Source organism: Buttiauxella sp., from assembly GCF_049686335.1.
GTDB lineage: Bacteria > Pseudomonadota > Gammaproteobacteria > Enterobacterales > Enterobacteriaceae > Buttiauxella.
Genome location: NZ_JBAVHX010000010.1, coordinates 549,734 through 563,683, shown reverse-complemented (window position 1 = coordinate 563,683; position 13,950 = coordinate 549,734). Strand labels below are relative to the sequence as shown.

Annotated in this window: 6 protein-coding genes and 1 pseudogene; 1 reads left to right on the top strand and 6 read right to left on the bottom strand. The window is 46.7% G+C overall.

Annotated elements, in window-relative coordinates; translation table 11 throughout:
* Nucleotides 1-2,568, top strand: coding sequence for a hypothetical protein (locus tag WBL83_RS11490; protein ID WP_424589261.1), 2,568 nt, complete (start codon nucleotides 1-3; stop codon nucleotides 2,566-2,568).
* Nucleotides 2,569-2,829: 261 nt separating this feature from the next.
* Here the strand turns inward: WBL83_RS11490 and WBL83_RS11485 are convergent.
* The 6 genes and pseudogenes from WBL83_RS11485 to WBL83_RS11460 all read right to left on the bottom strand — a co-directional run.
* Nucleotides 2,830-3,018: pseudogene (locus WBL83_RS11485) on the bottom strand (IS3 family transposase); the annotation flags it as partial.
* A 129-nt stretch (nucleotides 3,019-3,147) separates the two neighbouring features.
* A complete protein-coding gene (locus tag WBL83_RS11480) occupies nucleotides 3,148-6,681 on the bottom strand; it encodes a DEAD/DEAH box helicase (RefSeq protein ID WP_160183565.1) in 3,534 nt (1,177 codons plus the stop codon).
* Nucleotides 6,665-7,444, bottom strand: a complete 780-nt coding sequence (locus tag WBL83_RS11475) for a Hachiman antiphage defense system protein HamA (protein WP_160183566.1) — start codon at nucleotides 7,442-7,444, stop codon at nucleotides 6,665-6,667. Before WBL83_RS11475 ends, WBL83_RS11480 begins: the two co-directional genes overlap by 17 nt.
* Nucleotides 7,445-8,099: 655 nt before the next feature.
* Nucleotides 8,100-8,936 (bottom strand): HAD family hydrolase, encoded by an 837-nt coding sequence (locus tag WBL83_RS11470; RefSeq protein ID WP_008813515.1) that lies wholly within the window; start codon nucleotides 8,934-8,936, stop codon nucleotides 8,100-8,102.
* On the bottom strand, nucleotides 8,933-10,582 hold the full coding sequence (locus WBL83_RS11465) for a metallophosphoesterase family protein (RefSeq protein WP_424589260.1): 1,650 nt from the start codon (nucleotides 10,580-10,582) through the stop codon (nucleotides 8,933-8,935). The genes WBL83_RS11470 and WBL83_RS11465 overlap by 4 nt, the downstream gene beginning before the upstream one ends.
* A 177-nt stretch (nucleotides 10,583-10,759) precedes the next feature.
* Nucleotides 10,760-13,921, bottom strand: a complete 3,162-nt coding sequence (locus tag WBL83_RS11460) for a hypothetical protein (protein ID WP_424589259.1) — start codon at nucleotides 13,919-13,921, stop codon at nucleotides 10,760-10,762.
* Between the last annotated feature and the right edge of the window lie 29 nt (nucleotides 13,922-13,950).

The window sequence follows — 13,950 nt, the reverse complement described above, 5'->3', positions numbered from 1 at the left end:
ATGACTACGCAAATAACAATACTTAATAAACAGGCGGATAATCTTCTTATTTATATAGAGAAATATAAAGCAAAATTTGAAGAGCGTCTTGTTGCCTACAATGCTGTTGGGCAATTGGAGTGGAATGCCGGTTCCTGGCATTTTGGTGAGAAAGGTGTTGCATGGCTTAAAGAAACAAAAGATCGCGGCTTTAAGTGGGACGAAGTTTCTAGTCGTGTTAAGGGGCTCTCACAAATGAATATTTCTTCGGAGTTTCAGGATTTTATGCGAGCTTATCACATGCATCTGGTGTGTATCACTGGCGGATTACCATCAGGTTCTACACTAGATAAACCATTACAGGTGATGAAGCGCTGGTATTGGGAAATGGTAAAAAAAACAAGTCAAACGCACCCAATGTATCTGACTTCCGATATTATTCATGCAGCGATGGAGCGGCATCATGAGAATTCTGACAGTCCTGATAATGTCAGTGACTATTGCGATATTGCAGTAAAGGCCATTGCTTTACTACGTCAATATGATCTTTTCTTAGTTAATATTGAAGTCAAAAATAAGTATCCTTGTCGAAATGGTTCTAACAGCACTAAAGAAAGGAAGAAAGCGCAAGAAGCCACCCCTGAGCAAACTGATGATGAAAGACTCATATCAATCCGTGCATTTATGTGTGTTATTGAGTTGATCGCTTTAGCTGAGAATAGTTATCAGCGTATCTTTTACAATATGCTATTACTCACAATTATTTGCGGTTTCCGTTTCCAAGAAATAATGTTGCTGAAAATGACTTCTTTGGTTAAGCGAGAAATCACGGATAAAGAAAAACGTCAGCACGCAATAGATCAAGACTGGCCTACTTACAGGTTGGGTATTGAGTATCTTGGTGCGAAAAAGGCTGGATGGCGGATCCATTGGCTGGCGCCAAGCACTTATTCTGTCGTTGAGATGATTTATAAATCTGTTCAAGAATTGACCTTGGGGTTTCGTAAAACGATTCAGGGCTTCAGAGATTCTAATTTCACTAACCTGCTCCCAGATAAGATCGCTGATTATCCTGATGAATGGATTGAACAAAATTATCTTGAAGACATCATGTTTAGTGGTTCTGGTGGCTCTAGGAATGATCTTGGAAAGAGTATTCGGAATTCCATTGCGAACTTTAGTGGACATAAACCTAAGGTAATACCCGTTCATAAACAGAAGAACAGCTGGTACTTCACTAAAGAACAGTTGAATGATTATGTCTATCAGCGTTACGCTCAAGCAAAAAACTTCGAGCCTGGGCACCAGTGCATAATTTCAGCCAAAAACAATGGTGACTGGGAACACTTCAATTATGAAGACCTGATGTTCATCATGCCGGAAGGTGCATTTGGAATTGGTAAAGATTTTGTTTCATTGCAACATATTTTTCCACTTGATGAAAATTCAATAGAGGCGTGGTTAGGCGGAACACAAAACCGAAAATCTATCTTTGATCACTTTAATCTTTTTGAAGATGATGGGTCCCGTGTCATTATCAAAAAGCATGTGCCAAGACATAACATAAATACATTCTTGGCAATCGCTGGAGTGACGGATCATATTCAGGCCATCCTAATGGGGCGTGTTGATATCACCCAGAATAAACACTATCAGCATCAGGCCGAATCACAGTCCTACCAGACCGCTTCTCTAGCAATCAATATGCTGGAAAAGGCTTATAATGAGAACAATCAAGCTCTCACGAAGAGTTTCCAGCTATCACTCTTTACTCCGCAGCAGAAGCCCTGCATTCCGGTCAACCTACCCTCCCCCAGAACTGAGGTTAGCCGCAGAATGGCAGCTCTATCACGGTCTTCTAAGACGGTAAAAAATACAGGTGTTGCAAACGTTAAATTAACAACCTCACTAATGATAAATCCTGAGTTCAACATAGAACATAACCTAAAGCAGAACATGCAGACTTTTGGTGAAACAACTGCTGAGGTTGCTGACTATATAGCTGGCACAATGTCTGATAATTTCCTGCCTGAACTCAAACGTGCGCATGACAAGTTAGTACAACAAAAATTGGCTGATAAAGCGAAGTCGCTGCTGGAACGCCATGCAAAACTACATCCTCTTGGATTTGGAGCCTGTACGAGGGACGTAGTTCGCTGGGGTTGCCCTTATGCGCTTAAGTGTCAGTCTGGCCTGCCTTGTGGCTACTTCTCTCTTACAGGACGTCTTGGTGAAGCGGAGGAAGCATCACGGCGTTTATCAAGCAAGCGAGAAGAAATCATTCAACTCCGTAAGCTGACTGAAGCAAATCCACGCTTCATGCTGGCTTTAAAAGAACAGGAAGAAGCTCTTATTGTGCTTGAGGCTCTTGAAACTGATGCTATTAAGGCTCAGGGCGAGAAAAAACTGGTTTCCCTGATTTCTGATGATCAGAATAACCCATTATGTCGGATTATTAAGCTAATTAATGAGCAAATGCTAATTGGTAAAACCCCTAAAACCCTGGCTGATCTGTTCTTTATCGAACAGAAACGTATAGAGAGAAATAATAAAGAGTTTGATTTACCGGCAAGGAAGGAAGATTGGTGATAGTTGCCCGTATGCAAAACGATGGGTGAAGAAGCTTTAGGACCTCATCTAAACGTTTCTTCAATCAAACCTTCATACCTATTGCATCACATTTAAATCAGAAAGTGTGTGTCATAATTCCTGTAATTTCGATGTAAATGCAACTTTCGTGAATTTCGAAGGAACGCCACATGGCTGTTATCCGCCACGTCAGTATTCAGAATTCTCGGTCCATTGGGCTGCCCCCACGCCCGTAGATAAATTATGTCTTCACGACGAGGCCTATTCGAAGGCCTCAGGACTGACACCGCCGAGATGACTGTGGCGTCGGGCCCAGTTGTAGAACATTTCAATGTAATCGAAGATATACGCCCGGGCCATATCCCAGGTTATATAGATGTGTTTCCTGATCCGTTCTTTTTTCAGCGAACTGAAGAACGATTCGGCCACCGCATTATCCCAGCAGTTGCCGCAAAATGGCAAGATAGCGCGGCTATGGGTGGCGTGGTTTAAAATTTAAATCCTAACATGTTTGAACATATGGTGAAAACCGTGCTCTACCACAGGGATCCCCAGCTAATTCCTTTATAGCAGTCTATCTTAATGTGGCTTCGCAACTACCCACAAATCATCAGGGCCGAGATAGCTCAGATTGATCTGGCCGTTATTCATAGCGACCGTCGCTCGCACAAGACCTCGCCGATTAAGGTTAAGAGGGTGTTGTAGCAGACCAATCGCGTGCCCATCTGGTGCAAGCACTAGCGGTTGTCCGTTCCAATGAAAGAGACCGACTGGAGTTCCGGAAGGCGCCGGAACATCGAACCAATTGACGTTTCCAAGATAATCTCGCCGCGCCCAAGAAAGGTTGTCTGACGGAGCAAATTCCTGGATGAATTCGAGCCATATAGTCCGAGCTTCGGCCGTTGGCCAGTTTGGTTGTGCCGAATAGACAGCGAGACCAGGTGAACGCAACCAATCGCGCAATTCCACCCCGTTCGTGAAGTTAGCAGCCGTATCGGTGACGGCTTTGATGGCCGCCAGTCGTGAATTAAAACCCGCCTGGATCAGTATTGAGGCTGAGCAGTTCATCGTCCCCGTTTCGACAGCTGGAACAGCAAGGCCGAGTTCATAGTCTTCCAACGCTAGTGCAGGCATGCCAACGGTATCACCGTTGGCGGCGGCACGTACCCGCAACGCCTCCATAGCCCAAGGAAGACGATAGCCCAGACCGCCCTCAATAAATTGCAATGCGTCTACCTCCTCTCCGGCGATCATCATTGCCAAGGGATGCCCAAGCAGCCAACCTCTGAGGATTTCACGCCAATTCGCCGGGAGTGTGTCTGGTTCAAACGGATAAAAGGTGAACACGCGTTCGGCGATATCTGTGATCGCAGTGATTGCAGCCTCATGATCTGATACAACCAAGGCTGCATTAGCTTGCATGAGAAGATTGTTCGCCTCCGGTGCAATTACATCCAGCGCACGTCCAGCTTCAAGACCAAGCCCAGCCAGAAAATAGCCACGCCGTGTGACGGCAGTCGAATTCGCCCAGATATAACGGCTCCGAGTAAACAGCGCGGTGCGATAGGCAGCCCGTGATTCGTCGTTAACACGCAGCAGGCGGCGTTGCCAGAGTGAAGATTGGAGAATACTGTCGAGAGCGGTCTCGATCTGATCATCGGGTACATCGGCCTCACCAATGAGACTGAGAATGGCGGTATCTAGTGTCGCCATATGGCGATCCCACTCTTTCAGCGCCTGCTCTCGCTCATCAACCTTTTCACCGGCAACCTCTGGGAAGACCCATGCAGCAGCATTATTGACAACATAGTCGATCAAATGGTCGAGATTACCGCCAATGTGGGAGTGCATGCGGCTCAGCAGCGAGAAGATGAGCTGGATGAGCCCGCTTTCCATCTCACGAGCACCGTGGTCTTCTATCAGATTGACCCATTTGTTGTGCTTCCTATTATTCACATCTTCAAAGATGGGATAGAGAACAAGGCCTTCTACATCAATATAAGCACGGCCTGCGCGGCCGATGACATTCTTGAATTCCGAAACCTTGATCATTTCACCGTGCCGGTAGAGCGAATGCATGACGACCGCTGTCGCCGAGAGATTGAGTCCCTGCGCCAGAGTCGGCGATGAGATCGTGACCTTGAGTATACCTTCTCGCAGAAGGCGCTCGATTTCCTTGCGATAAGCTGTCGGCAAGGCACCATGGTGAAGAGCCACACCAAGCCGAAGGCATTTCAGAATATAGCTGTCTGTCCCAAGCCATTCCTCACCGAGTGCAATAGCGATCTGCAAAGTGGTCAATTCGACTGTTAGCAAAGACTCGAGTGCACCGCGCGAATGTAAGTCAACGATGACCTTGGCAAATGGTTCGACGCTGCGGCGCTCTGGGCAATAGATCAACACTGTCTGACCATCTCTGACTAGACGCCATGCGGTTGCAAGGCTCAACTCCTGCTGATTGTCCGGAAAGAGTCGATTGCGACGCTTCTTCGGTGGTACGAACAGCGGCGGTGCCGCACCAGTGAGAAATCTGGGCACAAATGGCCTTTCCTCACCAACGCGAAGATTTAGGCGCGCTGTCGGCGAATTCCAGGTGACCTCGCCGAACCGCAAACGCGTCGGGCGCCAATCGTTCTTAATGGGACCTCCCGGTTGATCGCGCCGTAGCCACGCCGAGAAGTCTTCCATTTGATCTCCGTCCGGAAGAATTGCCGATAGACAGACTATGCGGCGTTGATCTGCGTCCTGACGACGTAAGAGGCGCTGAATCTGAACCTCGTAACGAACTTCGCGCTCACCTGAACCAATCATATGGCCCTCATCGAAAACGAGCAAGCCCACATCGTCGAGCAGTGACGGATCGTTCCTCAAGGCGAAATCGAGCTTCTCTGGGGTTGCGACAACAATATCACGCCCGCGGATGGCATCTTCGTCGAAGCCGGACACCCCGATGCTGCCATAAAGGGCAGAAATGGTCTTGCCGAGAGGCCCGAAGGTACGCTGAAGTGTGGCTTCGGTTTGCGCTGATAGAGCGCGAAGCGGGGTCACGACAATGGCACGCCGCCCACCGGCTAAACATCTCAGAATAGACAATTCAGCGATGCGGGTCTTACCTGCGCTGGTCGGCAACGAAACAACGAGGTTGTCGGTCTGGTTGACAGCTCGCGATGCCGCTTCAATCTGCGACGGCCACAAGTCGACCTCTGCCCTTGGGCGTCGAGCGAGCAAGCCAATGAAGAGTTCACGAAGGACAGGCCACGAAGGGGCAACGCCGCCAGCGGGAAGCAGCGGAACTTTTTCGTGGAAGGTGTTCGACCAGAAATCGTTAAGCAGATGGATAGCAATTCGGTGCACCCACCATTGCGGTATAAGGTTCAGCTCCCCGCAGATGTCGAGGTTTTCACGAAGCTGGGCGATCGCTCTTTCGAGAAGAATATATTCACCGCGATCTAGGGCGAGCAGGAACATCGAAAAGGCACCGAAGAAAACATCTGTCAGTGCGAGATTCAGGCCTTCGAAAAGAAAGTCCTTTCCATCTCGTTCCGCCGCATCGGCAACGATGGACTCAGTAAGATGCTGCTGTAAGAATGTCGTAATGGTCGCATCAGATCCACGACCATCGAGACGAAAGGTATATACGCGTGTACGCAGCGAATTGATATCTCGGCGTATCAACAGAGTGAGCGCATGCTCGATCGGCGAGAAATTTGCTTCATCGGCCACAATTGCGAGGAGGGAATAGGCCCGGGCAGAAAGGTGCGCGAGGTGATAACTGGCAGCAGCAAGGAGGAAATGGAAATCGCGATCAGCTTCTTCGCGATTGCCGTTGGCCATGACCGACTCAAGCGCTGTCGCCGCCTGTTCGAATGCGATCCGTGCTTGATTCGGATCGCCATCTGACTCTAAAAGGCGCAGACCTAGTCCAAGCAAACCATACGCGTAACTGTGAAGATCGAAGCTGAGTTGAGCCGAGAAATCCGGCGCACCAGGAGGAAGAACACCGTCACGCCAGATCATTGCACGTGCCTGACCTCGTGCAATGAGCCTGCCGCGAAAGCCGACCGTCGCCGCGTCCGTTATAGCAGCAATGATAGCATCAGGGGTTGTTGGCATCGGCAATTACTCGATCGTAGACGGCTCCGACAAAAGCAGCATGGTTGTCGATATGCAAACCGACACCCCATTGCCCAATCGGGCCAGGATAGGCCTGTAGCGCCTGCGTTAGCAGCGTCTGTGGTGGGTTACCTGAAAACGTGAAGAGTAGATGTTTAACGCTCTCGGGCGGGATACCGTGCCGGTAGAGCGCCTCGTCGATTGCGTCTACGAGCGGTGCATCGGTGCCTATCTCCATAAGTCTGGCCGAGATAAAAGATAACGCATGCGACGAGGGAAGGCCGCTATCCTTATCTAAGCCGCTCCGAGCCTCCTCAAGCGTTTGAGCGCGCAGGTTAATACGGCTTTTAGCTTCTGTTTTCAGGAAGCTGAGTCGCTGTGTTTCAGCGTCGAGAAGCATACCGATGACATCATCGCCGCGCATTGCCATATTGCGATGATCCTTCCAGCGCAGTCTTTTGATAGGCGCGCGATAACCGCTGTACGCATCAATCCATTCTGTTGCATAGATCTCGCCAAGGTCACCCGACCTAATCTGCGCAGTTTGCGGAAGGAGATCGTTGAGCATATGAGCAGCTGCTGTCTTACCCAACTTCGCAAGCGCGGCGGCAATCCGCTCCTCTGTAGTGTAGTGGGCGGGGATAGCCCTAGCTGTCATCTGAATGCCAGTCGCAATATCTCCTGGCCGGCCCGTCATGACACGAACATGGTGATTACCTAATGGCATGTCAGCCGAGTCGCACCAATCATAGAACGGGACCATACCCTACTCCTTAATTCGAAAAAGGTTAGACTTCATGCGGCGACCCTTTTTTCACTAACAACCATTCGTAGAGCGATTGCACCCTGGAAGTTGGGTGTAACATTTCTGCAAATGTAGATTTTAGTCGTATGCTGAGACCCGGGTATAACCGTCTGTTAATTCGTCCGCTGCCCCAGTCAATGAAAAATTGATGGGAATTTTAACAGTTTGTAAGCCTAATAGGCAGTGATCTCCCACTACTTTTATGATTGTCAAAAAAAATTATTGTCTTATACGTTTTTTGCTCCTCCCTCTGTTTTACGTACCCCCGTGTCCGTAGATGAAACTAGCTGAAACTTGTACAAGATACACTTTCATCGTAAGGGAATCCTATACATATAGAATCGGTGACGTGAATTAAGCTGTGCCATACATTGGACTGGCTGTTGAGCTACACAAAATCAGGGATGAATATCTCTCAGGCCCCTATCAATCCTTGCTGCGATTTAACTGGTAGGAGATACTCCTGAAACTAAGAAGTGTCGATTCAGATTATGGTGCCTTTCGACAATTGAGATATCTTATAAAATGGGGGGCATGCCAATCAATTTTGTGATAATAAAGCCAGTACAAAGCGGTTCCAAAATCCTTTAAGAACTTGGAACCATAATGAAAATCACTTCAGATCCAAAATTTCTGCAAAACTATTAATTGAATAATCCGGTTTAACTCTTGAAAATGATTCCTTCAGTTGCTCTTCTCTTTCAACATCTTTATCAGTCCAGTGTGTTATTTTCACTAAGATTTCCCATAGCTCGGGAGCAAACTGACGACCATAGCAAGCCCAAACTGCTTTCATTCCAATAGACTTTGCCATTGATATATCTTTAGTAATAGAGTCACCAACATATATCGCATCTTTGATATCTACATTTTCAGTGAGACAGATGTGCTCCAGGAGTTTTGGGTTAGGCTTAGATTCAGCACTAGATAATCTTATAATAAAATCATCTTTTACTGGAATAACTTTTGCGTTTTTAGGATTGGGGTGGAGATTGTGATTGTCTTCAATTGTGTAAAGGTGATCAAAAAAATCAATCACATCAAGCTTATAAAGGCGATACAAAGAATTATATTCTAAAGATTCAGTATGACCGACAATCTTAACACCACGCTCCCTTAATATATTTAAAGTATCCCTGACAGTAGGGTATAATTTCAATGTTTGATTACGCTTTGAGCTAAAAGCCGAAAATACTCGCGTGAGTTTTTTTTGTAATAAAATCTTATCACTAGTCCCAAAATAAGAAATAACAGATGGCAACTCTAGAGTAGCAAACGGCTTTTCAGAATTACCAAACCTCTGATGAATGACCTTATACTCGGACAAAAGTATATCTAAAGGAACATTTATCTCCTTTGATAGTTCCTCAGCCATAGCACTAAATGATTGGGAATAAAAACTCACCCAATCGTACAGTGTATTATCCAAATCGGTAATAAGTAATTTCATGATAAACCTTCAATAGTATAGGTTGCCGTTTCATTTGCTCCGTTCTGTCTATCGAGCTTGAAAAATTTGAACGCTAGCTTTTCACCAGAAAAATCCATTATACATGAATAGTTAGCACAATCTTGACTTGGCAATTCTGAACTAGCAACCCCTGAACTTCCCAAAGAAACTATTTGGAAAGTATGTTCAGGATTTGAATCCGACACTCGTTCTAATGGAGATAGTATTTTTTTTATTGTAATACAACTACTTCTATGCATATGCCCATGAAGAATATAGTCAACTTTATGTTTCACCACCCAACGCAACAATCTCTCCGCATCTAGTGTAACACTATATTTTGAATCCAAATAGGCATCTTCGGCCTCATTAATTGAAGTTAGGTGATGATGGAGCATAGCAATTCTTGTGACCCCCCCTTTTTTAGATATATACTCTCCACTTTTGTTCATCCATCCCATAGATTCCGCAACATTACTGAGTTGTTTCTCACCGATAAACCCCATACCCAAAAATGAATCTTTAACTTGTTGTAAAACACATGAATTTAAGGCTGCCACTTCAACTATTTTGTGCCCTCCCAATAAAAACTTTCTTCCTTGCGAGAGATCTTCTTCAGGTTTTCTTTGGAAAACATCTTTATAAAATTTTATATAGTTTTCTTTGCTTCCTTTATGATAGTTTTCTGCAAGAGTTACCCATGGAGTATCAGTAGTAGGCTTTCCCATTATTTTAAAATATTCTTCTTTAGAAACCAAACCAACATCATGATTCCCTGGGCAAATAATTATATCATCCGGTGTAAGGCTAAGAGAAGAACTAACATCTTTGATAAATTTCGAAGCCAGCTCAAATCCCTCAACCTGTGATTGCCAAGTCAAATCACCTGAAATAGCCAATCCGGCACATTTATTTCCATTGCTATATTTGTCTGCCAACTCTACTACACGAGAAGATAAACATTTCTGTTGATCATTATCTTGCGCTGGAAACGCATGCTTGCCTTTTCCGTTATCGAAATGAATATCTGAAAGCCAGATTATAAACTCCCCTTTTTTTTGGCTATATTTTTGGTTGAAATTATAAGGAATATAATGGGATGCTAACAATTCATGCTGAAGATCAGCATCAATAGCAGGTCTAACCTTCCAAATTGTTCTATCTTGTTCTTTTAATTCAGTTACTGAAAAAACAACTTTATTGAAAAGCTGTTCATCTAAATCCTTTGAGGTGGTAAATAATGAATCTAATGGAATATAGGATAAGGTTTTGAGAACATCATCATTATCATGAATTTCACAAATTTCAGAAACTTTTAACCAACCTAACAACTCATCTTCATTATAATACCTTGGTGTTTTTCTACCATTATCAGGAGCCTTCTTCTTGCTATCCCCAGCAGCTGAGGAGCAGACTTCTTTTAATTCGGCCCTATAGAATTTTAGTCGCCCTGAATCAAAGAAATATATTTGCGTGAGATTTTCGGCAGCAATTCTTAGTTCTTGTGATGGAAAGACCTCACCAGATTTTGCCCACCATCCCCACCAAACATCCCCTTCCTCACGAGCAATTTGGTTATGCTGGTCGATGGTAAATCCTTCACTTTTTCCTAGATCACGGAACCTAAAAATGTAAGTCTCTTTCATTTACTTCATCCTTAAATGCAATGGTTTTATAATATCTTCGTTTTATCAGTAATTCATAGTGAACTCAAATTCGAGTCTTATCTTTTTGAGAATAGCGTTAAGTAAGGTAATCACCTCGCTACCTTCTTCCAGTTTGCCTGATTACACCAATACGATCCGGCAGCTGCTAATGCATGTTCATTCAATCGGCTCGCTTAAATCAATGGACTCAATAGTCTTTGCTAAAGGTATAGATTGGCGGGGAAAGTCACGTCGAAGTCGGCGGGCTAACTCTCCCAATGCATCACTACGATCCATCGCATGATGGACTAGCAAAGACGCAACCTGCCGAACCTGAGCCTTTGCGCCAGGCTCACGACTATTATCCTGCCCGCGAAGTGCATTACGCCACCCCAGTGTTGCCCTGTTTACATCAATTTGATCCAGCACTCGAATTAAGCCTGAAGGCTGGACTTGCACGAGGAGACGAAGAAACATTAGAGCCTCATTGTAAAAAGTGGGGCTGGGCTGAGATAACGCCTCTGCTAACCCACTGTAGTGCGGTTCAAGAAATGTAGAAACCAGTGTTGGCTCCGACTGAGCAATCCTAGCCAAAACTAATGCTCCCAGTGGCCAATCGACGTGACCCCAATGGCTGAGTACAATGCGTCTGCCCGCGGCTATATGACGTAACGCGCTAGCCGGCGCGATGGCTGCGAGATGCGTCGACATGTTGACGATACGCGGCTCATTGCGCGCAATCATATCCTGAATTGCGAGTCTCGCTGCTGGTACGATGTGCGCAACTCCGAGCAGCATTCTCGCATCGCCGATATTTTCCGCCCAATCCGAGCCTATCGCTTGGTCGATCTCGCTCCAATTGAGTGCTAATACCGTCTCCTCGAACTGCTTTGGCGAGGCCTTATGCATGAAGCTAAGAAGCCCTGCGGCAGCTTGGAAGTTTCGTTGCGTACTGCGCGACAAAGAGATCGCGAGATCCTTAGGCGACCAGCAACGGCAGATTTTCCGCCCCACCTGCCGCATTCTTCGGGACGGTGCCAACTTGCCAACATAGATGTTAAGCGGATCGTAGAGCCGCAACGCGTTCCACACGATATCGTTTAGTTCGTGGAAAGACTCTTGCGGAGCGGCACGCAGTCGATCGGCGATGGCCGGGATAAGTGCTTCGATCAAAGTGAACCCGAACTCTGATTCGACGTAGCAGAAATGTTCGCAAAAATCGGCAACGACCGATAGGTAGGCATCTTGCGGCCACTGTGACACAATGCGAAGGCACGCATCGTGATCAATGTGTTCGAGATAGCATGCCTTCCACATATCATCTCTACAAGCACCTATCATCGAAAGCAGATCGGCAATCTCACCCGCATGCAACGGGGCAGCAGCACTGATCGCCTTTGCTAATGCGCGTGGATCAACTAGCATGACGATGTTTTCACCAAGTGCCCTATTAGTATTGAGTACATGATTAAGCACGCGGCCAATCGCATAGCATGCACCTTCCGGCGCCGCCTGTATCCACTCTGCAAGAGTCTCACTATGATCGGCAATCGTTTCCATCTCATCGGGCAGATAGCTATGCAAATTATTCAGTAACCAGCAAGCATGCCGAATATCAAGTGGTTCTGTCGCTACCCAGCAGCGTTCTAAAGCGGGAGTAAGCCATGCGGGCTGTACAAGCCTTCGCCACATCCCAAATTCGCCAGCTAACGAAAGTTCGCTAAGTAGAACACTTAGGCCACTGAGAGGCATCTGAATGTCGGTCAGAACTGTTCTGAGCATAACTGCAATTGTCTGGCGCTCTTCGGCTGTCTGTCCGTCGAGAATACGTGCCAGGAGTACAATGGCAAGACGCTGGTGTGGACAGCGAAGGTCGTTGAAACTCAGTAAAAATCGTTGCGCTACAAGCCAATCAATCGCAGCATTTCCATCTGAATTCGACAACTCGTCCCCGACTAACCGCAACAACATTTCGCGCGAACAGTGCGCATCACGTGATGCCAACTGTCGAATTGCCGCAGCTGCAAGAACCACGTCAGCGCCTGCTGCGCGCGCAGAACTTGCCATTGCATTCGCTCGACGCCATCCTCCTCCAAGGATGAAACAGAATTGCCAGGGATAAAGCGCTTTCTCCGCTGCATGCTCAAGGCGTAGATCGAATTGCTCATCTCCAGGCCGATCGCCGATGCGATCATCGGCTTGACGAACAGCGGCAAGTGTTGCTTCGCGGGAAGCCAGAAAACCATTCGCAATAACCCGAACCGCTCGCTTAGCATCAAGATGGATGGCGCCTGGAAAGCCGCTCTTATCTTCGGAAATCGTGTACGCACTTAATACCCATCGCGATGCAGTGGCCCGTTCTTCCAACTCACGAAGCAATGCTGGGCGAGTCAGGTGTGCATCATCAACGATGTAGAGTGTCGGTTTCAGACTCTCATCAAAAGAAGGTATCTTTCCAATTGGGTCGGCTAATCTTAGGACACGCCAGCCGCGACAATACATTCGAAGTGCCACTTGAAGAATTGAGATTGATTTCCCAGCTCCCGGTACCCCCGCTAGTCGAGCAGTTCCTGCGCGCTCCAGGTCTGCAGTCAGTAGAGCTACCTCCGGAAGAATGAGACAAGCAGCGACATCTGCAGGCCCGAGTGGACGACCCATTAGAGCAGGCCCAAGATCACGAGGCTTTTCGAACTTAACCTCAGACCAAACTGATGCTTCAATATTGAGTACTGATGATCTTGGTGCGAACACAATGAGGCTCCGCCGGATCTGATCAAGCTCCTCGGAACTTGGTAACGCGCGCAGAGTTGCCATGATTTTAGGCAGATCGCTTGCATGTTCGGGATAGATTTCTTCGATCACTTCCTGATGAGTAGATAGCAGCGCTTGAATCGTATCCCATCCAATAGCAACTACGGGAAATTTTCCTTCCTTCACGCGTTGTTCGGACACTAGTCGGGCATGTTCTTGAAGTCGCGCATCATTAGGCGCTGTAGTAGCAAATGTCCAGTGTCCAAGCTGTGGTTTAAAATTTTCGGCCTTGATGAGTTCCGTATCGAACTCCACGATAGTCGCCTTGGCCCCATAACCTTCGTTTTTCCCTTTGCATTGCACACCAAAATTTATGCCGGGTGTTGCCTGTGGCGTTCCATAGACATCAACACCGTGCTGTTTTTGCCCAGACCGACCATTTTTTTGCGTAAGGGGCGACCTCCACACTGCGGCAAACAATGCACGAGTCAAATCTTCGAATTTCTCCCACGACTTTGGCGGGAGAATCTTTTTGTCAATAAAGTCCATTGCACAAGCCACTTTGTAAGTATTTTGAGGAACAGTCATCGCCTTCGCTTTAACCACATCCTCAAGAA